Origin of the sequence: Duganella sp. Root1480D1, from assembly GCF_001427305.1 — a bacterium.
In the GTDB taxonomy this organism is placed as follows: domain Bacteria; phylum Pseudomonadota; class Gammaproteobacteria; order Burkholderiales; family Burkholderiaceae_D; genus Rugamonas.
In genome coordinates, this window is sequence record NZ_LMFZ01000013.1 from 20,473 (window position 1) to 43,248 (window position 22,776).

General features: G+C 60.9%; 26 protein-coding genes. 12 read left to right on the forward strand and 14 right to left on the reverse strand.

The features are described from left to right. Both ASD58_RS15845 and ASD58_RS15850 read right to left on the reverse strand, forming a co-directional pair. On the reverse strand, positions 1 to 1,311 hold the full coding sequence (locus tag ASD58_RS15845; protein ID WP_057262144.1) for an ATP-binding protein: 1,311 nt from the start codon (positions 1,309 to 1,311) through the stop codon (positions 1 to 3). Beyond that, positions 1,308 to 2,048, reverse strand: a complete 741-nt coding sequence (locus ASD58_RS15850; RefSeq protein ID WP_057262145.1) for a response regulator — start codon at positions 2,046 to 2,048, stop codon at positions 1,308 to 1,310. The genes ASD58_RS15845 and ASD58_RS15850 overlap by 4 nt, the downstream gene beginning before the upstream one ends. A gap of 153 nt (positions 2,049 to 2,201) precedes the next feature. On the opposite strand from ASD58_RS15850, the gene ASD58_RS15855 reads away from it, so the two are divergent. From ASD58_RS15855 to ASD58_RS15875, 5 genes are all read left to right on the forward strand, one after another. Further along, entirely contained in the window at positions 2,202 to 2,903 is a 702-nt protein-coding gene (locus tag ASD58_RS15855; RefSeq protein ID WP_057262206.1) for a cytochrome c biogenesis CcdA family protein, read from the forward strand. A 2-nt stretch (positions 2,904 to 2,905) separates the two neighbouring features. Then, positions 2,906 to 3,424, forward strand: a complete 519-nt coding sequence (locus ASD58_RS15860) for a thioredoxin family protein (protein ID WP_057262146.1) — start codon at positions 2,906 to 2,908, stop codon at positions 3,422 to 3,424. Between the two features lie 152 nt (positions 3,425 to 3,576). Further along, positions 3,577 to 4,005, forward strand: coding sequence for an organic hydroperoxide resistance protein (locus ASD58_RS15865; RefSeq protein WP_057262147.1), 429 nt, complete (start codon positions 3,577 to 3,579; stop codon positions 4,003 to 4,005). 55 nt (positions 4,006 to 4,060) lie between these two features. Next, positions 4,061 to 4,360, forward strand: coding sequence for a DUF4148 domain-containing protein (locus tag ASD58_RS15870; protein WP_057262148.1), 300 nt, complete (start codon positions 4,061 to 4,063; stop codon positions 4,358 to 4,360). 41 nt (positions 4,361 to 4,401) lie between these two features. After that, the gene (locus ASD58_RS15875; protein ID WP_057262149.1) at positions 4,402 to 4,854 is read left to right on the forward strand and encodes a GNAT family N-acetyltransferase; all 453 of its coding nucleotides are present in this window, start codon (positions 4,402 to 4,404) and stop codon (positions 4,852 to 4,854) included. Between the two features lie 49 nt (positions 4,855 to 4,903). Here ASD58_RS15875 and ASD58_RS15880 read toward each other — a convergent pair whose 3' ends face one another. Both ASD58_RS15880 and ASD58_RS15885 read right to left on the reverse strand, forming a co-directional pair. Beyond that, positions 4,904 to 6,139: an FKBP-type peptidyl-prolyl cis-trans isomerase gene (locus ASD58_RS15880; RefSeq protein WP_057262150.1), complete on the reverse strand. Its 1,236-nt coding sequence runs from the start codon at positions 6,137 to 6,139 to the stop codon at positions 4,904 to 4,906. Between the two features lie 94 nt (positions 6,140 to 6,233). Further along, a complete protein-coding gene (locus ASD58_RS15885; RefSeq protein WP_057262207.1) occupies positions 6,234 to 8,114 on the reverse strand; it encodes a potassium transporter Kup in 1,881 nt (626 codons plus the stop codon). Positions 8,115 to 8,246: 132 nt separating this feature from the next. Between ASD58_RS15885 and rarD the strand changes: the two genes are divergently transcribed. From rarD to ASD58_RS15905, 4 genes are all read left to right on the forward strand, one after another. Further along, positions 8,247 to 9,122, forward strand: a complete 876-nt coding sequence (rarD, locus tag ASD58_RS15890) for an EamA family transporter RarD (protein WP_057262151.1) — start codon at positions 8,247 to 8,249, stop codon at positions 9,120 to 9,122. Positions 9,123 to 9,275: 153 nt separating this feature from the next. Next, complete coding sequence (locus ASD58_RS15895) at positions 9,276 to 10,061, forward strand: PEP-CTERM sorting domain-containing protein (protein WP_082565443.1); 786 nt, start codon at positions 9,276 to 9,278, stop codon at positions 10,059 to 10,061. A gap of 107 nt (positions 10,062 to 10,168) precedes the next feature. Then, positions 10,169 to 11,836: an energy-dependent translational throttle protein EttA gene (gene ettA, locus ASD58_RS15900; RefSeq protein WP_057262153.1), complete on the forward strand. Its 1,668-nt coding sequence runs from the start codon at positions 10,169 to 10,171 to the stop codon at positions 11,834 to 11,836. 198 nt (positions 11,837 to 12,034) lie between these two features. Beyond that, positions 12,035 to 12,508, forward strand: coding sequence for a DUF6265 family protein (locus ASD58_RS15905; RefSeq protein ID WP_057262154.1), 474 nt, complete (start codon positions 12,035 to 12,037; stop codon positions 12,506 to 12,508). Between the two features lie 101 nt (positions 12,509 to 12,609). Here the strand turns inward: ASD58_RS15905 and ASD58_RS15910 are convergent, their stop codons facing one another. Beyond that, positions 12,610 to 13,194 carry a porin family protein gene (locus tag ASD58_RS15910; RefSeq protein ID WP_057262155.1) on the reverse strand — a complete coding sequence of 195 codons (585 nt, stop codon included), beginning with the start codon at positions 13,192 to 13,194 and terminating at the stop codon, positions 12,610 to 12,612. 184 nt (positions 13,195 to 13,378) lie between these two features. Next, a complete protein-coding gene (locus ASD58_RS15915; RefSeq protein ID WP_057262156.1) occupies positions 13,379 to 13,972 on the reverse strand; it encodes an alpha-ketoglutarate-dependent dioxygenase AlkB in 594 nt (197 codons plus the stop codon). 18 nt (positions 13,973 to 13,990) lie between these two features. On the opposite strand from ASD58_RS15915, the gene ASD58_RS15920 reads away from it, so the two are divergent. Then, positions 13,991 to 14,569 carry a hypothetical protein gene (locus ASD58_RS15920; RefSeq protein WP_057262157.1) on the forward strand — a complete coding sequence of 193 codons (579 nt, stop codon included), beginning with the start codon at positions 13,991 to 13,993 and terminating at the stop codon, positions 14,567 to 14,569. Here ASD58_RS15920 and ASD58_RS15925 read toward each other — a convergent pair. The 6 genes from ASD58_RS15925 to ASD58_RS15950 form a co-directional block, all read right to left on the reverse strand. Then, entirely contained in the window at positions 14,560 to 14,922 is a 363-nt protein-coding gene (locus ASD58_RS15925; RefSeq protein ID WP_057262158.1) for a hypothetical protein, read from the reverse strand. The genes ASD58_RS15920 and ASD58_RS15925 overlap by 10 nt on opposite strands. A 173-nt stretch (positions 14,923 to 15,095) precedes the next feature. Beyond that, positions 15,096 to 15,926: a Rossmann-like and DUF2520 domain-containing protein gene (locus ASD58_RS15930; protein WP_057262159.1), complete on the reverse strand. Its 831-nt coding sequence runs from the start codon at positions 15,924 to 15,926 to the stop codon at positions 15,096 to 15,098. After that, a complete protein-coding gene (locus ASD58_RS15935) occupies positions 15,926 to 16,510 on the reverse strand; it encodes a DUF924 family protein (RefSeq protein WP_057262160.1) in 585 nt (194 codons plus the stop codon). Before ASD58_RS15935 ends, ASD58_RS15930 begins: the two co-directional genes overlap by 1 nt. A 9-nt stretch (positions 16,511 to 16,519) precedes the next feature. Further along, positions 16,520 to 17,263 (reverse strand): MgtC/SapB family protein, encoded by a 744-nt coding sequence (locus ASD58_RS15940; protein ID WP_057262161.1) that lies wholly within the window; start codon positions 17,261 to 17,263, stop codon positions 16,520 to 16,522. A 12-nt stretch (positions 17,264 to 17,275) separates the two neighbouring features. Further along, entirely contained in the window at positions 17,276 to 17,539 is a 264-nt protein-coding gene (locus ASD58_RS15945) for a hypothetical protein (RefSeq protein WP_057262162.1), read from the reverse strand. Next, positions 17,536 to 19,326 (reverse strand): aminopeptidase P family protein, encoded by a 1,791-nt coding sequence (locus tag ASD58_RS15950; RefSeq protein WP_200951613.1) that lies wholly within the window; start codon positions 19,324 to 19,326, stop codon positions 17,536 to 17,538. Before ASD58_RS15950 ends, ASD58_RS15945 begins: the two co-directional genes overlap by 4 nt. A gap of 100 nt (positions 19,327 to 19,426) precedes the next feature. Here ASD58_RS15950 and ASD58_RS15955 point away from each other — a divergent pair, with 100 nt between their 5' ends. Next, positions 19,427 to 20,182: a nucleotidyltransferase domain-containing protein gene (locus ASD58_RS15955; RefSeq protein WP_082565449.1), complete on the forward strand. Its 756-nt coding sequence runs from the start codon at positions 19,427 to 19,429 to the stop codon at positions 20,180 to 20,182. 5 nt (positions 20,183 to 20,187) lie between these two features. On the opposite strand, the gene ASD58_RS32630 is transcribed toward ASD58_RS15955, so the two are convergent. After that, the gene (locus tag ASD58_RS32630) at positions 20,188 to 20,994 is read right to left on the reverse strand and encodes a beta/gamma crystallin-related protein (RefSeq protein WP_057262165.1); all 807 of its coding nucleotides are present in this window, start codon (positions 20,992 to 20,994) and stop codon (positions 20,188 to 20,190) included. 77 nt (positions 20,995 to 21,071) lie between these two features. Further along, entirely contained in the window at positions 21,072 to 22,070 is a 999-nt protein-coding gene (locus tag ASD58_RS15965) for a cyanophycinase (protein ID WP_057262166.1), read from the reverse strand. A 143-nt stretch (positions 22,071 to 22,213) separates the two neighbouring features. Here ASD58_RS15965 and ASD58_RS15970 point away from each other — a divergent pair, with 143 nt between their 5' ends. Then, entirely contained in the window at positions 22,214 to 22,765 is a 552-nt protein-coding gene (locus ASD58_RS15970; RefSeq protein ID WP_057262167.1) for a hypothetical protein, read from the forward strand. Positions 22,766 to 22,776: the final 11 nt, after the last annotated feature.

The window sequence follows — 22,776 nt, forward strand, 5'->3', positions numbered from 1 at the left end:
TTAGCCGGGCAGCGCCAGCCGCGCTTCCAGGCCGCCGCCTTCGCGCTGGTGCAGCGTCAGGCTTCCGCCCATCGCTATTGCGAGCTGGCGGGCAATCGCCAGGCCCAGGCCGGTACCGCCGGTCTCGCGGCTGCGTGAAGACTCCAATCGCACGAACGGCTCAAAGACCGCTTGCAACGATTCTTCCGGAATGCCCGGACCGCGATCGAGCACCTGGATCACGATGCCGCCACCATGGGGCTCGTCCGGCGCCACATGCACTTCCGCGCTACCGCCGAATTTCAGCGCATTGTCGACCAGGTTGCCCAGCACACGCCGCAGCGCTTGCGGCCGCAGTTCCATCGCGTGGCCAACCGTGCCGTGCAACGTGACGTCCTGGCCGGCGTCGGTATAGTCGTGCACCATGCTGTCGAGCAGCGCGTCCGGGTCAATGCGCGTCGGCGCTTCGGAAGTGCCGTGCAGCGTGCGCGCATACGCCACGCCCTCCTTGACCAACTGCTCCATCGACTGCAAGTCCTGCCGCAATTTCGCCTGCTGCGCCTCGTCGTCCATCATGTCGACCCGCAAGCGCATGCGGGTAATCGGCGTCTGCAAATCGTGCGAGATCGAGGCCAGGATCTGGATGCGCTCCGCCATATAGCCGGCAATGCGCTCCTGCATGGCGTTGAAGGCGCGCGCGGCACGCGCTACCTCCGAAGGACCGCTTTCCGGCAGGTGGGCACCCTGCATGTCGGGGCCAAGCGCATCGGCAGCCAGCGCAAGCTGTTCCAGCGGCCGCGTGGCCAGCCGCACCGCCAGCCAGCAGCACAGCGCAAACACCGCAAGCTGCGCCGCCATCAAGGCGCCAAACCAGGGCGACATTGGCACGCTGCGCATCGGGCGGAAGTCGATCGTCAGCGGCATGCCGTCGCTCAATCGCAGGTGCACCTGGTAGCGTTCATGTTCGCCGATGATCTGGTGCACGGTCAGCTTGTATTGCTTGCCGACGCCTTCCTCGAACGAACGCACGGCATTCGCTTCCAGCACTTCGAGGTGCGGCAACGACTCGTCGCATTCTTCCAGCCTGAATTCGTAACTGCGGCGCGCCAGGCGGGGCAGCCAATCCGCGCGCTGCGCGGCCGGCAGCGCATCGAGCAGGGCTACCGAGGTGGTAACCTCGCGTTCGATATAGCCCATCATCATATTGGTGGTCGCCTCGTTCCGCTCACGCACCGTGAGCCAGAACGACAAGCCCTGCGCCACCGCCACGCCAAGGCACAGCAGCAAGGCGAGACGCGCAAACAGCGTGCGCGGCCAGTGCAGGCGCATCATGGCTCGCCTGCCGCCAGCGTTACCGCAGCCGAGAACACATAGCCTTCGCTGCGCAAGGTCTTGATATAGCGCGGTTCGCGCGCCGTATCGCGCAGGCGTTGCCGCACGCGGCTTACCAGCAGGTCGATCGAGCGGTCGAACTGGTCGGCATTGCGGCCCTGTGTCAGGTTCAGGAGCTGGTCGCGCGTCAGCACGCGCTGCGGATGGTCGAGGAAGACGCGCAGCAGGCGGTATTCGGCGCCGCTCAGCGCGACTTGCGTACCGTCGGCATCGAGCAGGTGGCGCGCCACGGTGTCGAGGCGCCAGTCGCCAAAGGCCAGCATCGGCACCGATTCATTGACCTGCATATTCGGCGGCAGCATGCGCGTGCGGCGCAGCACGGCGTTGATGCGCGCCAGCAGTTCGCGCACGGCAAACGGCTTGGGCAGGTAGTCGTCGGCACCCATTTCGAGGCCGATGATGCGGTCGGTTTCATCATTGCGCGCGGTCAGCATCAGCACCGGAATGGTCTTGTGCTTGCCGGCGCGCAGGTCGCGGCACAGCGCCAGGCCGTCTTCGCCGGGCAGCATCAAGTCCAGCACGACCAGGTCGGGCGTGTCTTCCTCGATCACGGCGCGCATCTGGCGGCCATTGGCAGCCAGCGAGGTGCGCAAGCCATTTTTCTGTAAATAGGCGCCGATCAATTCGCGGATATCGCGGTCATCGTCAACGATCAGGATGTGGTCTTGGTTTTCCATGAAGCCATGATACCCAATGCCCGGCAGAGATTTGTATCCCAGTGTGTACAGCCGGACCAGGTACACAAAACATTGCACGGGCGGGGGTACGGCGAAATATGCCGGATACCTGCGGACGGTCCAATGGAGTCATTCCAAAACACGGAGCTGACCATGACCAACCCGCTCGACACTCCGCTGGCCTTTCTGGCCGGCCTGCTGACCATCGCGTCGCCTTGCGTGCTGCCGATGCTGCCCATCCTGCTGGGCTCCGGCGTCAACCAGCGCAACCGCCGCCGCCCGCTGTTCATCGTGGCAGGCTTCATCCTGAGCTTTGCCAGCTTCGCCATGCTGCTGGGCGTGGTGTCGGCCACCATCGACGTGGCGCAGGAAGTGCTGCGCAATACTGCCATCGCCCTGCTGGCCCTGTCCGGTCTGTTCCGCCTGTGGCCGGCGCCTTACGAATGGCTGATCGCGCGCTTGCCGGGCCGCGACGCCAGCGCCGCACCGCGCCAGGACGACGGCAGCAACGGCGGCGCCTTCCTGCTTGGTGTATCGCTGGGTGCGGTCTGGACGCCCTGCGCCGGGCCGGTGCTGGCATCCATCCTGGTACTGGTGGTGAAGGCACAGGACCCGGCCTGGTCGGCCCTGCTGCTGACCCTGTACGCCATCGGCGCTGCCGTGCCCATGCTCGGAATTATTTACGGCGGCCAGTATGCCACCCAGCGCGTGCGTTCCGTGGCCCGCCACGCTCAGCGCCTGCAGCAAGTGTTCGGCGTGCTGGTGGTGGCCACCGCCATTGCGATTTACCTGCAATACGACACCCTGGCCTATTCCTGGGCCGCTCAACACCTCCCAACCCTGAAAGGACTGTGAACATGAAGAACACCCTGAAATTCCTGGCTGCCGCGGCAACCCTGGTGGGCGCCAGCACCGGCGCCAATGCAGCAACGGCCCCCTTCGAAGCCCCCGAATTCAGCAGCATCACCGAATGGCTGAACAGCGCGCCGCTGACGATGAAGCAACTGCGTGGCAAGGTGATACTGGTTGATTTCTGGACCTATGACTGCATAAACTGTATCAACACCCTGTCCCATGTCGTGCAGTGGCACGACAAGTACAAAGACAAGGGCTTGGTCGTGATCGGCGTCCACACGCCGGAGTACGCTTTCGAGCGCAAGACCGAGAACGTGCGCACCGCCTTGAAGCGATTCGACATACGCTATCCAGTGGCCCAGGATAACCGCTACGCAACCTGGAACGCGTACAACAACCGCTATTGGCCGGCTTTCTATCTTGTCAACAAGAAGGGCCAGGTGGTGTACACCCACTTCGGTGAAGGCCAGTACGAGCAAACCGAAGCGCGGATCCAGCAACTGCTGGCGCAAACCGAGTGAGTTCAAGATGAGCGAAAAATTCTTCAAAAATAGCTTGCAATTAAATCGCACGCTATCTATAGTGTCGACATGGGCAGCAAACAAGGCCCCGGAAACCGGAAACAAATAGCACGCTAGTTAATCGCTCACTACTCACGAAAAGGAAAATCATCATGGCAAAGATCTCCAACATCCTGTACCGCGCAAACGCAACTTCCACCGGCGGCCGCGAAGGCAAATCCGCCTCCAGCGACGGCGCCCTGGACGTCAAGCTGACCACTCCAAAAGAACTGGGCGGCAATGGCGCGTTCGGCACCAACCCGGAGCAACTGTTCGCAGCCGGCTACTCGGCCTGCTTCATCGGTGCCCTGAAGTTCGTTGGCGGCCGCGACAAGATCGCCGTACCGGCTGACGCTTCGATCAACGCCACCGTCGGCATCGGCCCGATCGAGACCGGCTTCGGCATCGAAGTGGAACTGAAGATCTCCTTGCCTGGCGTGGATCGCGCCACCGCGGAAAAACTGGTGAACGCCGCCCACATCGTCTGCCCGTACTCGAACGCGACACGCGGCAACATCGACGTCACCCTGACCATCGTATAAGCAACCAAGGGCCCGGCGGCACAGGCGGCCGGGTCCACCCAAGAGGAGAAATATCATGAAAGCACTTGCAACCATCATCGCTTCCGCCGCCCTGGCCCTCTCCACTGCCGCCCAGGCAGCGCCACCTGACACCAACAGCGGCGAAGGCTACCAGTCCGACACGCATTTCGTGTCGACCAAAACCCGCGCGCAAGTCAAGGCAGAGACCATCGCCGCCCTGCAGCGTGGTGAAATCCTGAACGGCGAACTGTATCCACTGGATTTTGCCTCCCCCATCCGCGGCAAGACCCGCGCCCAAGTGAAGGCCGAACTGGCCGCCGCCATCCGTAATGGCGAGATCCGCCAGGAACAATAAGCTGGCATAAAATGGTCGCCTCCCACCAAGCGAGGCGACTAATGATTGAATGGCAGTGGCTGGACTTCAACAGCATTCCCAACACGGACCTGTACGAAATGCTGCGGCAGCGGCAAGAAGTGTTCGTGATCGAACAGCAGTGTTTTTACTCCGATATGGACGGCTGCGATCAAGCCGCCCACCACCTGCTCGGCTGGCAAACGGAGGGCGGCAAGCGCACGCTGGCTGCCTACCTGCGCTGTATTGCGCCGGGCATCAAATATCCTGAAATGTCGCTGGGGCGCGTGCTGACCACGCAGGCTGCACGCGGCAGCGGCGCGGGGCGCCAACTGATTGCGGAAGGCATCCGCCATGCGGAAGCGCTGCATCCCGGCCACCGCATCCGGATCGGCGCCCAGGCCCATCTGGAAAAGTTCTACGGCAGCTTCGGCTTCAAGGCCGTGGGCGAACCGTATGACGAGGACGGCATCCCGCACCTGGAGATGCTGCGCTAAGCAAAAAAAAACGGCCCGAAGGCCGTTTCTTATTTGGGCTTCCGCCCGCTCAAGGAGCGGTTACGGAGGTCACTTCAACATCAAAAATCAACGGCGAGTTGGCCGGAATATTGGTCTTGGCGGTGGAACCGTAGGCCAGGTTGGCAGGGATGATCAGGGTGCGTTTGCCGCCCGCCTTCATGCCCTGCAGGCCCTGCTCCCAACCCTGGATCACCGCGTTGGCGCCCAGCTTGACGGACAACGGGGTGCCGGTAGTGCGCGAGGTGTCGAAGCGCAGGCCGCGCTTGTCGGTCACGCTGTCGTCGTACAGGTAGCCGGAGTATTCCACGGTCAGGGTGTAACCATTGGCCGACACCAGGGTGCCAGTCCCGACAACTTCGTTGGTGATCTTGAATTCAGGCTGTGCGGTCTGGGCCGGTGGCGAAGTATTCAGAGCGGTCAGTTCGATGTCGTACACCACGGCGGTATTGGCCGGCACCAGCACGTTGCCGTTGCTGTCCTTGCGGCCATACTGGGCCCACGCCCCGCCGGTCGGGATCAGCAAGGTGCGCTTGCCGCCCACTTGCATGCCGACAATGCCCAGGTCCCAGCCAGGAATGCGGCTGTCGACACCAAGCAGGAAGGAGAACGGCGAACCGGTGCGCGACGTCTCGAACTGCACGCCCTTCTTGTCGGCCTTGGTGTCGTCGTACAGGTAGCCGGTGTAGTGGATGGTCACCAGGTTCTTGGCAGCGGCAGCCGTGCCGGTGCCGGTCACGGTGTCGGTCTTGGTGAAGATCGGCTGCGGCGGGATCGGCGACGGCAGCGTGGTGAAGCTGACTACCTTCAGTTCATACACGACGGAGGTATTGGCTGGAACCAGCACCTTGCCGCTCAAATCCTTGTAGTCCGTCGGGCCAAAGGCCATATTGGACGGAACGATGATCCGGCGCGTGCCGCCGGCTTTCATGCCGGTCAGGCCCTGGTCCCAGCCGGCAATGCGGGCACCGACTCCGACTGTCATCACATACAGCTTGTCGACCGAATTGACGGTGGAAGATTCGAACAGGTCGCCCTTTTTGTCGGCCTTGGTTTCGTCATACAGCCAGCCGGTATAGCTGAAGGTGACCAGGTCGCCGGCCGCCACTTTCGGGGCTGTATTGTCCGGCACCACGACCTCGGTAATGGCAAACGCAGGCTGCGGAGGCAGCGGGGTGGTGTCGTTTTTGTTGGAACCGCCACCGCAGGCCGTCAGGGCCACGGCACATGCCAGGGTGGCGATTGCCTTGAACATCGAGTTCTTCATTTCAATCTTGCCTATTCGTCAAATGAGGGGTAACGGAGCAGCAGTTTAGCAGACCGTTAATGCCCCCTCCACAAGAGGCAAGATCCGTTACAAATTAAATTTCCACTTGTGTGCCGAGCTCGATGACGCGGTTTGGCGGGATCTGATAGTAGTCCGCCGCGGCGCGCGCGTTGCGCGACATCGCCACGAACAGATGCTCGCGCCAGGGCGCCATGCCATCGCCCGGCGAGGAGATCACGGTCTGGCGCGCGATGAAGAAGGAGGTTTCCATCATCTCGAACTTCAGGCCTTTCTCTTCGCACAGGGCCATGACGGCCGGCACGTCCGGCTCGTCCTTGAAGCCGTAATTGATGTTCAGCTGGTAGCACTCGTGGCCCAAGGCGGTCACGCGCACCTGCTCCGCAGGCGGCACATAGGGCTCTTCAACGATGTGCACGGTGAAGAACACCACGCGCTCGTGCAGCACCTTATTGTGCGACAGGTTATGCAGCAGCGCGTGCGGCACGCCATCGCTCTCGCCGCGCAGGAACACCGCGGTGCCCGGCACGCGGGTCGGCGGCGCCATGAACAGGGAGTTCAGGAAGTCTTCCAGCGGGATCGCGTGCTTTTCCAGGTTCTTGAACACCAGCTCGCGGCCGGTGCGCCAGGTCAGCATGGTGGTGAACAGCGCGGTACCGAGCAGCAGCGGGAACCAGCCGCCGTGGAACAGCTTCAGCGAAGTGGCCGAGAACAGCGTGATGTCGATCACGATGAAGAAGCCGGTCGCGGCAAAGCACAACAGCAGCGGCAGGTTCCAGCGGTAGCGGGTGACGAAGAAAGTCAGGATGGTGGTCGCCAGCATGGTCGCGGTCACCGCGATACCGTAGGCACCGGCCAGCGCATCCGAGGACTGGAAGCCAATCACGGCAATCAGCACCACGATCAGTTGCAGCCAGTTCACCACCGGGATGTAAATCTGGCCCATCTCGCTTTCCGAAGTGTGCTGAATGCGCATGCGCGGCAGCATGCCCAGCGCGATGGCCTGCTTGGTCATCGAGAAGGTGCCGGAAATCGTCGCTTGCGACGCGATCACGGTGGCGGCCGTCGACAGGATCACCAGCGGAATCACGCTCCAGCTACCGAGCTGGTTGAAGAATGGATTGGAGATCGCAGACGGATCGTTGATCAGCAAAGCGCCCTGGCCGAGGTAGTTCAGCGCCAGGGCCGGGAAGCAGATCAGGAACCAGGCCAGGCGGATCGGTTTCTTGCCGAAGTGGCCCATGTCGGCATACAGCGCTTCCGCGCCGGTGAATGCCAGCACGACCGCGCCGAGAGCAACGAAGGCAATCATTCCATGCGAGAACAGGAAGGTGAATGCATGCGCCGGGTTCAGGGCTGACAGAATGGCCGGTGCCTTGATGATATTCAGGACGCCCATCACTGCCAGCGCAGCAAACCAGAGTGCCATGATCGGGCCGAAGAAGCGCCCGATGCCTGCCGTGCCGTGGCGCTGCACCGCGTACAGGCTGACCAGCACGACGATGGTGAGCGGAACCACGAATTTTTCCAGTCCGGGCGCCGCCACTTCCAGGCCTTCGATGGCCGACAGCACCGAAATGGCAGGCGTAATCACGCTGTCGCCATAGAACATGGTGGCGCCAAAGGTACCGATCAGCAGCAGAGGGAAGTGCCATTTGGGCGCTGCCTTGTGCACCGAATTCAATGCCAGGGCCATCAAGGCCATGATGCCGCCCTCGCCGCGGTTATCCGCACGCAACATCAGGCTGACATATTTGAGGGAGACAATCATCGTCAGCCCCCAGAAGATCAGGGAGACGATGCCGAGCAGATTCTCCTGGTTCAGGGGAAGCCCGTGGGTGGGGTCGAAAATGGTTTTGAGGGTATAGAGAGGGCTGGTACCGATATCGCCGTAGACGATGCCAATGGCGGCCAGCGTCAGCGCAGCTACGCTGCTTTTCTTATGTTGTGACAAGATTTCACCCAAAATTGGTTTTGGTGCATCGCACAATAGGCCAGTTATAAGCCTTTTGCAAGTTTTTTACGCCGCCGGTGAAAACTTGGCGAGTATGCTATTTTCCACCTTTACGCACAGAAAATCATCGCTCTCATGAATACCGGCATGCTGTACGCCGCAGGCGCTTTCCTGTCCTGGGGCCTGTTCCCGCTGTATTTTCACGCAATTAAGAATGTGCCGGCGTCCGAAATCCTGGCGCATCGCATGGCGTGGTCGCTGCTATTCCTGATGCTGGTGCTGGCAGTACGCCGCCAGTGGAAATGGCTGCCGCAAGTGTTGCGTCAACCCAAAGTGGTGGGCAGTTTCCTGGCCAGCGCTTTCTTGTTGAGTGCGAACTGGTTTGTGTATATCTGGGCGGTCAACAACGGCCATGTGGTGGACGCCAGCCTCGGCTATTTCATCAATCCGCTGGTCAACGTGCTGCTGGGCATGGTGGTGCTGAAGGAAAAACTGCGCCGCGGGCAATGGATTGCCATCGGCGTCGCGGCCACCGGCGTGGCCTGGCTGACCTGGCAAGCCGGCCAGGTGCCGTATATCGCACTGGTGCTGGCCCTGAGCTTCGGCGCTTATGGCTTGCTGCGCAAGACTGCCGCGCTGGCGGCGCTGGAAGGCTTGTCTTTCGAGACCCTGATCCTGTTCCCGCTGGCGGTCGCTTACCTCGGCTGGCTGGTGTACCACGGCCAGAGCGTATTCCTGAATGCCGAGTCGGACAGCACGCGCTGGCTGCTGGCGGCGGCTGGCCCGACTACCGCGATCCCGCTGCTGCTGTTTGCCGCCGGCGCGCGCCGCATTCCGATGTCGGTACTCGGCATGCTGCAATACATGTCGCCGTCGCTGCAGATGTTGCTGGGCGTCTGGGTTTTCCACGAGGCGTTTTCCTCGATCAAACTGGCCGGCTTCCTGTTCATCTGGAGCGCGCTGGCGATTTATATGCTGGAGGGCTGGTTGACCAGCAGAAAGGCGAGTTGAGTGTCGGAAAACTTTACACCATTACGTCTTTGATAACTTGACTTTCCCTTTCTCAATAAAACTTACCCTATAAAAATCAAGAACCTGCGCGGAACTCTTGCAGATCAGGCATGGTAATTGCTTGATTATTGGTTCCAACACAGGAGAATAAGAATGGTAAGCAAAAAGTTTCTGGCAGGTATCGCTGCATTGGTTTGCGCTGCTAATGTTCACGCCCTCCCAATGCCGCTGACCAAGACCGTCGCCGCCGGCGACCAACTGGTCTCCGGTGCCAGCAAGACTTTCGACATCAACGTCAACGACCTGCTGGCAAACAACGGCCTGAACAGCAATGCCATCTCGCTGGGCCAGTTGACTGTGTTTGGCCATTCGGATGCTTTGTACAACTTCAACCTCAGCGACTTTGGCAATTACAAGCAGACCGGCACCAGCACCCACTACAACGCGGGCGCCTGCAACCACGGCAATTGCAACGTTACCGACTACACTTACACGCGCAGCGGGCACTCGTACCATTACGACACCGTCACCGACACCATGAAGGTATCGGTCGGCGACTCGAGCGGCAGCGACACTTCCGAGTGGCAGCAGAGCCAGGCCGGCTACAAGACCACTGAAGATAAAAAGGACGGCAGCGCGCGCTTTGGCTGGAAAACCTACCAAACCACGGCCGACGACTTTTACGGTTCCTACAGCGGCGACCTGAGCGTCACCCTGAACCTGGACAGCAAAGCGCTGGGCGACATCGTGAAAGATGGCATCCTGAGCCTGTCCATCTGGGGCATGCACGGTCAATTCAACATCGACAGCCTGCGCCTGGATTTGCTGGCCAACCTGCCGGAACAACCGGCCGACAGCCCGGTTCCTGTGCCAACCAGCCTGCTGCTGACCGGCCTGGGCCTGGCAGCACTGGCCACCGTGCGCCGCCGCAAAGCATAAGCAGTCGCCACCGCACCCAAAAGGACCCGGCACTTGCCGGGTCTTTTTTTATGCGCCACCACAATGCGCTAAACTAGCGCCTTTACGAACCGACAAGAACACATACCGTGGCCAATTACGTCTATACCATGAACCGCGTGGGCAAAATCGTCCCACCGAAACGTCAGATTCTGAAGGACATTTCCCTGTCCTTCTTCCCAGGCGCCAAGATCGGCGTGCTGGGCCTGAACGGCTCCGGCAAATCGTCCCTGCTGAAAATCATGGCGGGCATCGACACCGACATCCAGGGCGAAGCACGCCCAATGCCTGGCCTGAACATCGGCTACCTGCCGCAGGAACCGCAACTGGATCCGGAAAAAACCGTGCGCCAGGAAGTGGAATCCGGCCTGGGCGAAGCCTTCAACGCACAAGCGTTGCTGGAAGCCGTCTACGCTGCCTATGCAGAAGAAGATGCAGACTTTGACGCGCTGGCCAAAGAGCAGGAACGCCTGGAATCGATCATCGCTGCTGCCGACGGCGGCAACCTGAACCTGCAACTGGAAATGGCTGCCGACGCGCTGCGCCTGCCGCCATGGGACCAGAAGATCGGCGTGCTGTCCGGCGGTGAAAAGCGCCGCGTGGCGCTGTGCAAGCTGCTGCTGTCCAAGCCGGACATGCTGCTGCTCGACGAACCGACCAACCACCTGGATGCTGAATCCGTGGAATGGCTGGAGCAGTTCCTGGTGCGCTTCCCGGGCACCGTGGTCGGCATCACCCACGATCGCTACTTCCTGGACAACGCGGCCGAATGGATCCTGGAACTGGACCGCGGCCACGGCATCCCTTGGAAGGGCAACTATTCTTCGTGGCTGGACCAGAAGCAGGACCGCCTGAAGCAGGAAGAAGCCACCGAATCCGCGCGCCAGAAAGCGCTGCAGAAAGAACTGGAATGGTCGCGCCAGAATCCGAAAGCACGCCAGGCCAAATCCAAGGCCCGTATGGCGCGCTTCAATGAGCTGAGCGAATACGAATACCAGAAGCGTAACGAAACCCAGGAGATCTTCATCCCTGTGGCCGAGCGCCTGGGTAATGACGTGATCGAGTTCAAGAACGTCAGCAAATCGTTTGGCGACCGCCTGCTGATCGACAACCTGTCGTTCACCGTGCCGCCAGGCGCGATCGTCGGCATCATCGGCCCGAACGGCGCCGGTAAATCGACCCTGTTCAAGATGATCGCCGGCATCGAGCAGCCGGACAGCGGCGAAGTGGCCATCGGCAAGACCGCCAAGATTTCCTTGGTGGACCAGAGCCGCGACAAGCTGGACAACGAGAAGACCGTGTTCGAGGCAGTGTCCGGCGGCGCCGACATCCTGAGCGTGGGCCGTTTCGAAATGCCGTCGCGCGCTTATGTGGGTCGCTTCAACTTCAAGGGCTCGGACCAGCAGAAAATCGTTGGCAACCTGTCCGGTGGTGAGCGTGGCCGACTGCACCTGGCCAAGACCCTGCTGATGGGCGGCAACGTGCTACTGCTTGACGAACCGTCCAACGACCTGGACGTGGAAACCCTGCGTGCGCTGGAAGATGCGCTGCTGGAATTCGCCGGCTCGGTGATGGTGATTTCCCACGACCGCTGGTTCCTGGACCGTATCGCCACGCACATCCTGGCCTTCGAAGGCGACTCCCAGGTGACCTTCTTTGCGGGTAACTACCAGGAATACGAAGCCGACAAGAAGAAGCGCCTGGGTGAGGAAGGCGCCAAGCCGAAGCGTATTCGTTACAAGCCGCTGCACGGCTAAAACCGGTAAACCAGCCGGATGGCCGTCCCGTCCGACCCGCAGGGTCAGACGCTGTCTATGCCGAAGCTTTGGTATGGTTGTGCGCCTTTGACTTTCGACGAACGTCAAAGGCCTGGAACCAACTCCGCTGGCTGCAAGATCATTCGGGGTCAGGCACTTGTGCCTGACCCCGGTTTACCGGTTTTAGAAGGGAGCCAAATGCGCAAACAATTCCTATGTGGACTGGTCCTGGCCAGCGCAGGCGCCATTGCGCACGAGGCCCCGATCGACAAGCTGGCCTGGCTGGCCGGCTGCTGGTCGCATACCGGCGCCGAAAAAGGTTCAGTGGAAATGTGGACCCTGCCCGCCGGCGGCACCATGCTGGGTGTAGCGCGCACCGTAAAAAACGGCAAGACGGTCGAGTGGGAACACACCATGATCCGCGAAACCGAGCCGGGCATCTGGGCCTATGTGGCCAAGCCCAGCCGTCAACTGGAAGCAGCCTTCCCGATCAAGTCGGTCGGCGATGGTGAAGTGATCTTTGAAAACCCGCAACATGACTTCCCGCAGCGGATCATTTACAAACGCGATGGCGCCGATGGCATCAAGGCGCGTATCGAAGGTGTCTCGAAGGGCAAGGAAAAAGCCTTCGACTACCCGATGCAGCGGACGCAATGTCCGAATGGCGGGTGAGGCGGGCACAAGGACATTGGCAGCGCAAGGCTGCCGTTGTCGCACCCGGCCTCGATCAGGACTTTGCGGGGGGAAGCAGCTGAACTGCCCTCCCCCTCGACTCAGAAGCTAGCCTTCACGCCCAGGTTAAACGCGCCTTTGCGGCGGCCCTGGTCAATATCGTTCTTGCCGAAGTGTTCGTACTCCAGCACGCCCGACACTTTCTCGGTGAAGGCGTATTCGGCGCCAACCGAGGCGTACAGCGCGTTACGGCTGCTATCGCCGTTATACGCGGAAGCCAAACCGGTGGCATTCACGTCATTCTTGTTGTGCGACACACCCAGCTTGCCGGTCAGCGCAAACTGCTGGTTGATCGGGAAGGTGCCTTTGCCGGCCAGGTAGAAGGACTTGGCTTTGCCTTCAATGCTGCCGGTGCCGGCGCCAGTGGTGTAGTTGTACGACTGTTTGCCGAAATCTACATAACCGGCTTCCACGCCCCAGGTCTTGTCGATCTGTACGCCACCGAAGATCTTGCCACCGTATTCGGTGCTTTTCTTGTCACCATCGCTGGTGTCGTTGGGCAGGGTGTACTTGTTCGAGTTCGCCACGACGCCAGCGCCGATGTAAGGCTTCAGTTCCTGGGCCTGGACGGAGGCCGCGCCCAGGGCAACGGCCGAAGTGATGAGTGCGAGTGCGATTTTTTTCATGTTCGTGATCTTTCAGCGAGAGTAAGTCGGACTTGCTTGGGATCGCGCTTCGTCTGTGGAAGTGCGATGGAAAGCACGATAACACTGCCAAAAGTTCAAGGGGGAGACGAACTGGTAAGAATTGTGTGAATTTGTAAGCAACCTTGAATTACCAATGTTCAGCCCAAAATGACCGAACTTGGCATCAGATAAGCCTAAATGTCAGATTGATACGGGGACCGCAGGGTTTTCGCTCTTTATTGATGCCGTGCCGCCAGCAATGCTGGAGTTTGCCTGCCATCAGCAGCAGGCTGCCATCGGTCAGGTCGATCTTGACGGTTTTCGGCTGCTTTTTGTGCTTCAGGATGAAGGTGCGGCAGGCGCCAAAGCTGACCGAGGCGATGGCCGGCTGCGGGCCCAACTCCGCTTCATCGTCGCTGTGGAAGCCCATGCTGTCCTGTTCGTTGCGGTAGTAGTTCAGCAGCACGCTGTTGAAGCGCTTGCCGCTGGCGGCCTCGACGGCGCGCTTGATCTCCAGCTGGAGCGGGGTGAACGGCAACGGTTCAAAAGTGCGGCCGGAATAGGTGTAGCGCTGCTCGCCATACCAGGCACTCAGGCGCGGTTGCGCCACTTCGCGGCCGAACAGGAAGATGGTTTCCGCTTTCCACGTGGTTTCATCAAGCAAGCGTTGCATAACTTCGGCGTTATCCACAGCGAGCGGAAGTTGCTGCATGAAATACAGCTCGCCATCTTCGATCGGGATCGGTAATAACTCGGCTTCAGCAGAAAACAGGTCCATAGGCGTTATCATATAGCAATGAACAAACGTCAATTCCTCGGCGCCGTGGCAGCGGCAGGCGCCCTCCCCTCGCTGGGTGCCGCTGCTTCCAAGGTTGAGCGTGGTCCCGCGCTCTTGACCGTGACCGGTGCCATTGCCAAGCCGAACCGCGGCGCTTTCGATCGCGTGGTGGACCAGATGATGCACAAGCAAGGCCTGGCTTTCGACAAAGCCTTCGCCTTTGATTTTGCCGCACTGGCCGCGCTGCCGGCGATCACGATCAAACCGACGCTGGAATATGATGGCCGGCCGCATACCTTGTCCGGCCCACTGCTGGTGGACGTGCTGAAAGCTGCCGGCTCGCAAACTGGCGACAGCAGCAAGCTGATCCTGCGTGCAGTAGATGGCTATGCGGTGGGCGTGGCGCTGGCACTTGCCAAGGCACAGCGCTATATCGTCGCCACCCACCTGGACGGTGCCCCGATGGCGCTGGGCGGGCTCGGTCCGCTATGGGCAATCTACGATGCGGATCGCGTGCCCGACATGGCAAGCAGGCCCGTAGGCCAGCGCTTCACCACTTGCCCGTGGGCCCTGTATCACATCGAGGTTCAGGCGTAAGCTTCAGCCAGCGACATGACGCGCGGCGTGATTGCGACGCCGATGTCGCCGAAGATCTTGTTGATGATGGCCATATTGGCTTCGGCTTCGTCCGCCTTCCAGCCGTTGAACAGGTCGGTGCCGTCTTTCTGGAAGTGCAGGTCCAGCACCTTGCCGCGATCCTTGTGGGTGTAGCCGGAGCTATGGACTTGCTTGAAACCGCCCGCAGCCAGCGCTTCAAGCACGGAAGTCGGCGGATTATCCGGGTCTGTTGCCATGTACACGCCGAAAGTCTTGCCAGGCGGTTTGGCGGCAATATCAACTTCGTAGATGCCAGGCGCCTTGGTGACAGACGTGGATTTCAAAAATAACATAGCGTTCCCCTAGAACTGTGTGTGGCTATCCTCAAGTGGACTAGCTTATTGCTAACCGCCAATTTTGTCACCCGTCGGGGCCATCTTTTTGTTCGACCACAACACCAGCCGAAGCAAAAAGCATTACCTGCTCTTCAACTATACTTTTGCACTGCTGATTTGCAAGGGCAGCGTCAGGGCTGGCCCGCCCGTTTACGCTCGGCCAGCGCGATGGTTGGCGGCACCAGGGCCCGGTATAACTGGCCCGTCGCCGCATCCCATGCCATGACTGCATCTTGCTGTCGCAACACTGTTGCCATATCGCCCCGCGCAACCGGCCCGGTCAGTGCCGGCGCTGTGCCGAGGCGGAATGCATTTTCCATAGACTCTATCGCAAGCGGCCGCGCGAGCTCGCGCGCCACGTTCTCCGGAATGCCGGCCGCCTGGTAGGCGCGCAGGGCAGCATCGATCACAGTGACCAGGTAATTACTCGCGAACACCGCCGCCGCGTGATAAACGGTCTTGGCCGCTGGGTCGATCTGCACCGCTCTCGCGCCAATCGCTGCCAACGCCGGCAGCAGCACATCCAGCGCTTGCCGGTCGCCCTCGACGCCGCAGAAGGTGCCGGCAAAATCCGCCGCCACCGCGTCAACGTCGGCAAAGCTGCGGATCGGATGCACACTGGCGACAAAGGCGCCCGCCGCGCGTGCCGCTTGCAAACGGTCCGACGCCAGCGCACCGCTGCAATGGAACACCACCGCGCCCTGCAGCGGTGCAGCGGCGGCCAGCGCCTCGCACGCAGGCACGATCTGGTCATCGGTGACGGTGAGCATGTAGACATCGGCCGTTCGCATGACGCCGCCCACGGCGGCAGGCGTACCAGCCCCGATGAAGGCCGCGGCCTGCGCCGCACTGCCGGCCGAACGCGCCAGTACGTCCTGCACGGTGAACGCGCCGGCCCTTGAAAACAGCCGCCCCAGGACGCAGCCGACGTGGCCGCCGCCCACCACTGTCAAACCACGCATCAGAAGCTCGATCCTGGCTGTTTGAGGAACTCGACTTCTTCCGGCGTCGATTCGCGGCCGAGAATGGCATTGCGATGCGGGAAGCGGCCGAAGCGGCGAATCACGTCGTAATGCTTCTTGGCGAAATCCAGCATGCCGGCATAACCCGGCGAATCCGCAGCCAGCATCTCGAACAGGTCGACGCAGCGCATCTGCATCGACAGGTTTTCCGAATGCTCAAGCGGCATGTAGGAAAACGCTCGCTGCGCTGGCGGCAGGGTCTGGTTGGCGCCCGAATCGTCCAGCGCCTTGGCTGCCTCCAGCGCCAGCTCGTCGCCGGCAAAGGCCTTCGGCGTGCCGCGATAAACATTGCGCGTGAACTGGTCCAGCACGATGATGCGGGCCAGCGTACCTTGCGTGCCCTCGTCGTCCCACTGCCGCAGGCCGCCCAGCAACCCTTGTTCAATCACATCGCCGAATTGCTGGAAAATCGCACGGTCGAATGCATCGTCCTTGCGCCACCACTCGGGGCGTTGCATATTGTGGCCCTTGGCGCCGATCGGCAGGAACCAGAAATCGAGAACGTCTTGTGGATGAATGACCAAACCTGCCTCCTAGTTGCGTGCGTGGGTGACCTGGAAACTGTCGATGCCGTCGAAATGCGTCATCTCCTCGGCGATGCGCGACAACGGCGATCCGCTGCGCTTACTGAGCGCCAGCGCCACGAAGCGCCACTCCAGTTTGCCCTGGTCCATGCCAATGGTCAGCGAGCCGCCCGCGATCTGGTAGCCGCGCTCCAGTGCCATGGCGCGTAGCTGGTCTTCTTTCGGCTCGAAGCCTGGCTTGAAGCGCATGGTAATCGCGATCGCATGGCGCGATGGCAGCCACGCCTCCAGCTTGGACAGGAAGATCATCGACATAGCGCACAAGAAGGCAAGGCCCATCGCGCCCAGGTAGAACCCCAGGCCGACCGCCACGCCGATCACCGAGGAAGCCCAGATCGAAGCCGCCGTCGTCAGGCCTGAAATATTGAAGCCTTCGCGCATGATCACACCCGCGCCAAGGAAGCCGATACCCGTCACGATGCCCTGCACCACGCGCGTTGGATCGGTACCCACCAGCTCGGACATATGGCCGCCAAACCACAGCGACGGGTAACCACACAGCACAGTCAGGCCGGCCGATGCCATACAGACCAGCCCATAGGTGCGCATCCCGGCCGCCCGGCCATGGTAGGAACGCTCATAGCCAACCAGCAGGCCAAGCAGGAGCGCGCCGGCGATGTTCATCAGGATCACGAGGTTGGTCGCCAGTTCGCCGGACGACCAGTAAGCACGCAGGAAATCTATGCTGGGCATAGCTGCCTCACTTTATGGTTTTGGTGTTTTCTTGGCTGCGAGCTGCTTTTCGAATGCTACATCGAGTTTGCTGACGCGTTTTACTTTTTGCGGGCCTTGCGCGTTGACGAAGGCAACGAAATCGTCCAGCTCCATCGGCGGGCACAGCGGCGGCTGGCCTGGCCCTTCCGTCAGGAAGAAGTGGCCGCCTCCGGTCATGGTCATCGAATAGGCCTGGTTGCCGGAGCGCTCCTTCAGGCGCGCCAGCGCGTTGGATGCTTTGGTGGAGCGGCTCATATTGCCTCCGTCCTTTCGTTCAGCCAGCGCAGCGCGTCGCCGTCGACATGTCTTGCGAGTCGTTGACGCACGGTGGCGTGGTAGTCGTTCAGCCAGCGCACTTCATCTGCGCGCAGCAGGGTTTGATCGATGCAGCGCGTATCGATCGGGCACAGGGTCAGGGTTTCAAAGCGCAGGAATTCGCCGAACTCCGATTCCGGCGCCGGCACGTTCAGCACCAGGTTTTCGATGCGAATGCCCCACTTGCCGGGACGGTAAATGCCAGGCTCGTTGGAGGTGATCATGCCCGGCTCCATCGCGGTATGCGCGTCCGGCGGCGTGGATGGCGAAATCGACTGCGGGCCTTCGTGCACATTGAGGAAGAAGCCGACGCCATGGCCGGTGCCGTGGCCGAAATCGATGCCGGCCGCCCACAGGGGCGCGCGTGCGATCGCATCCAGCATCGGCGATTTCACGCCGCGCGGGAACTGGGCGACGGACAAGGCCATCATGCCTTTCAGGACCAGGGTGAAGTCGCGCTTATGCTCCTTGCTGATGGCACCGACCGGTACCACGCGAGTGATGTCGGTGGTGCCGCCCGTGTACTGGCCGCCCGAATCGAGCAGCAGCAGGCCATCGCCTTCAACCACGGCGCTGCCTTCGGAGGGTGCGCGGTAGTGCATGATCGCGCCGTTGGCATTGAAGCCTGCAATGGTGCCGAAGCTTGGGCTGACGAAGCCCGGACGGCGGCGGCGCGCGTCCAGCAAGTGCTGGCCGATGGCGTACTCGGTCAGCGGCTCGCGCTTCGGATCGGCCAGGGTTTGCTCGAGCCAGCTGAAGAACTCGCACAGAGCGGCGCCGTCCTGTTCCATGGTTGCGCGCACATGGTCGGCTTCGTGCGCGGTCTTGCGGGACTTGGCGAACGTGGTCGGATTGACCGCTTCGATGATCGTTACGTTGTCCGGCACGGACTGGCGTGTGCCGAAAGTGATGCGGCGTGGGTCCAGCAGCAGCGTGCTGCCAGCAGGGATTGAGGCCAGTGCTTGCGCTGCTTCCTCGTAGGGTTCGACGAAGACATTGTCGGCCGCCAGCAGGCCTGCCAGGCCAGGCTCGATTTTGCCGGCGCCGACGAACAGCATGGCGCGCTCCTGGTCGACCAGCGCGTGCGACAGGAAGATCGGGTTGTAATTGACGTCCGATCCGCGCAGGTTGAACAGGTAGGCGATATCGTCCAGCGTCGAAATGACATGATGGGTCGCACCATGGCGCGCCATTTCGACCCGCAACGCTGCCAGCTTGGCAGCGCGGGTCTTGTCGGCATAAGGGCGCTGGTGCTCATAGACCGGGGCATCCGGCAAGCCGGGACGATCCGTCCACACTTCATCCAGCAAGTCGAGGTCCGTGCGCATGGCAATGCCGCGCGCCTGCAGCAGGCGGGCAATCGACAGGCCAAGTACCGCGCCATCCACTGCCAGCACCTGGCCAGGCTTCAGGGTCTCGGCCAACCAATCCACGTACTGCAAGCTGGCGCCCGATGAAATTTTCATCAGCTTCACGCCGGTGCCGGCCAGCTCCGCTTCCGCTTGCGTCCAATAGCGGCCGTCAGTCCAGACGCCCGCAAAATCCTGCGTGATGATGAAAGTGCCGACCGAGCCGGTAAAGTCCGACAGCCATTCCCGCCCTTGCCAGCGTGCCGGCAAGTACTCGGACAAATGGGGATCGGAGGAAGGGACCATGCAGGCATCAATCTGATGGCGGCGCATCGCCGCGCGCATGGATTCAAGTCTGGTGCGGATTGATTCTTTCATAGCGCAATCATACCCCGATTGCGCCATAATGCCTGGCTGCCGCCGCTTTCAGGCGGCAATGGAGAGAGAATTGATACCTGAAGATGTACGCGCAGAAATCATGCGCCGGCTCGCGGCTGCGGAAGCCGAACACAATGTGCGCGTCCTGCTGGCCGTAGAATCGGGCAGCCGCGCCTGGGGCTTTGCCTCGCCGAACAGCGATTACGACGTGCGCTTTATTTACGCCCACCCGCGCGACTGGTATGTCGCGGTCGACCTGGAAGAGAAGCGCGACGTCATCGAATACAAGATTGTCGATGAGATCGACATCAATGGCTGGGATATCCGCAAGGCCCTGCGCCTGTTCCGCAAGTCGAACCCTGCTTTCGTCGAGTGGCTCCAGTCACCGATACTTTACCGTTCACACGGCGGATTTGCGGACCGCGCGCGGACCCTGCTGCCTAAGGTGTACTCCTGCGAAAACGGCACCTACCATTACCGCAGCATGGCAAAGACCAACTATCGCGGCTATTTGCGCGCAGACATGGTGCCTTTGAAGAAGTATTTCTACGTGCTGCGTCCGTTGCTGGCGGTGCGCTGGCTGGAACGGTATGGCACTCCTGCCCCGATCGAATTCGACAAGCTGCTGCATTTGCTGGAAGGCGAGACGGAACTGCTGGACGCAATCGCTACGCTGCTGGAGAAGAAAAAGGCCGCGCCGGAAATGGGACTGTCCGAGCCAGTCCCATGCCTGAACCGCTTCATTGAAGCAGAACTCGCGCGGCTTGAACGGCCAGACGTGGTGCGCTTCCGAAGCAGCGACGTCAATGGCGAGCTGAATCAGCTATTCCACGCCGTGCTGGCCGAGCAAGCCTGATTGCGCTACATGCGTGGCACGCCCTCGCGGTTGACGGTAATGGTACGGCCAGGCTCAGATGAAAGCTGAGCGCGATGTTCGGTGCCGCGGAACTCGTAGGTCACATCCCAGTACTGCGGGGTGCGGCTCGGAATCGCCTCGCAACGCTGGACATTCTGGGCGTACTGGTTGCCCGTGTTGCGGCCCACATTAGAGCCGACTGCAGCACCTGCAATCGCCCCGCCAACGGTGGCGATGTCGCGGCCCGAACCGCCACCCACCTGGTGCCCCAGCACCCCGCCAATCAAAGCGCCTGCAATGGCACCAGCAGTACCGCTGCCGCCGGAGGCTTCCACCTGCTGCCGCTCAACCCAGCAGCGCTGTTCGGGCGGCCCCACCACGGCGCGGGCGGAAGTGATCGGCGCTTCATATGTCCGTTCGCTCGGCCGCATGCGGTACTCATAACTTGGCTGGGCCACCGGCTCAGGCGCATACGCCATTTCATCAACGCGCCGGCGCGGCGGCACGGCGCGAATCGACGAGATATTGTCGTTCAGGCCCATGCCTTCCAGCGATTCATAACTGCCGCGCCGCAAGATCCGGCATTCGCCCTCGAAATTCGGCAACGGGCAAACTTCCCAGCGGCCGCGCTCCACCACAACCGACGAAGCACGATTGTCGAACCCCGCAGTGCGCAAGTCGCTGATCGAGCGCGTGATGTTTACGGGACGTCCGCGCCAGCCTTCCCGGGGATAAAGCGTGATTTGTGCAAAGGCTTGCGCGCTGACGAGTGCGATAAGCCCCGCCAGCGCAGTTCTGATTGGAAAGTTCATGATGTCCTCCGATACAGATCAGGTGCGCCCAGCATGCCGCGGCAATGTGGGCTGGTCTGTTCGGGAACGCGCGTTACTTAGTAAACTGAACCTCCCTGCTGGGTCGAGCTCAGCACGCCGTTGATGGCGGAGATATTGTAGTTCACGGTAGAGCTGCCGTAGCTCGCCCAGTTGGTCAGGCTGAAGCTGCCGCCGCCGGACAGGCGCTGCACGCCGACATTGCGATAGGTGAGCGGAGTCTTGGGCTTGCAGACTTCCGGTATCCCGACAGTATTGAGGAAGTAGGCTGAACCGTTGCCAACCCGCGTGGCATTGCCGTTCTCCACCAACAGCGCTGTTTCCACATCGATGCCGATGCCATGCGTCATTGGCGTCCAGCCGTCGTTCACGATGCGCGCCATGAAGGTGACCAGGCGGCCCATGCGGTCGCGCGAATCCAGGTGCATATCGGAGATCATATTGCCCATGCCGGGCAGCGCTAGGAAGTCGCGCCCGAGCGATACCGATTTGTCATAAGGGTTGGACAATGCCTGGGGCGAGGTGATCGAACCGTTCAAGGCATTGAACACATACTGGCTCAGCACGGCCAGGCCGGCACTGGTGCCGCCGATCGGGATATTCTTGTTGGCCAGGCCCTGGATAGCGGCTTGCAGCGGCGTGCCTTTCCAGTCTTCCCAATAATCGGCCTGGTCGCCGCCGGCAATCCACAGCGCTTCGGCGTTGCGCACACGTTCGAGCACGAAAGGATCATTCGCTGCCGCGCGGTTAGGGATGATCAGGGTCTCGACTGAGGTTACGCCATTGCCGAAGGCATAGATGTAGGGGTTATAGGCATCCGTGCCGGTAGCGCGGATCACCACGAAATTGCCGCCGCCTGCCTTTTGGATCATCCAGCGGAATGCGTCGTCCACATCGGTTCCCCCGCCCATCAGCACCAGCGAAGGCTGGGCCGGCTGAGGCCGCGTCACATTGGTGGGATCGCCCACCACAAAGAACTGGTATTGCTTTGCAGATTGCGCCGAGGCCGAGACGCATAGGGACATCACAAACAGGAAGAGGGCAGGCAGTGAACGCATGGCAAACTCCGCTGAAGTTGTAAATATGCAAACTGATTATACTCATCAGTGCTTGGCTGTGCTGCACTACTTTCCGTCCCGTGCGCAGCATTTCCCCGCAACAACATACAATAAAGACAACAACCCCATCCTCTTGGAAATTAATGAAACTGAAAAACAGACTCGCCGCCTTGGCGGTATCGGCACTATGCATGACTTCGCCGGCTTGGGCCGCAACCATCGCCCCAGTCCCGGCCAAGACCGAACTGAAACTGAAGGACGGCATCAACGACATCAAAACCGGCGATATGGTGGTCCGGATTGTGAAGGCCTACATCTCGACCGCAACCGCCAGCAGCCATGACATCTATACGGTGTACATCCTGCCCGAGAAAAATGAGACCCAGTGGCTGCTCGTCACCAACCCAAGCGGGGACGGTTACGACTTCAATTTTTCGAATTCTGAATCGGGCGACTCCAACCGCAGGGCCATCACCTTCTATAAAGATGGCGGCACCCTGTACGCGGTCCAGGCCGAAAAGGAAGGACTGCGCGAGCCAGCCAACAACATGAAAAAGACCAACGTAAAAATCCGCGTATTCGAGTTCAACCAGAACTGGGACGTCCCCATGTTTAACAGCGCCGGGGAAATGAAGTCCAAAGCGCGTTACATGGACGCCAACGAAGCTCTCCAGAAAGAGTTTTTCGTCAAATAAGCTGGAGGAGA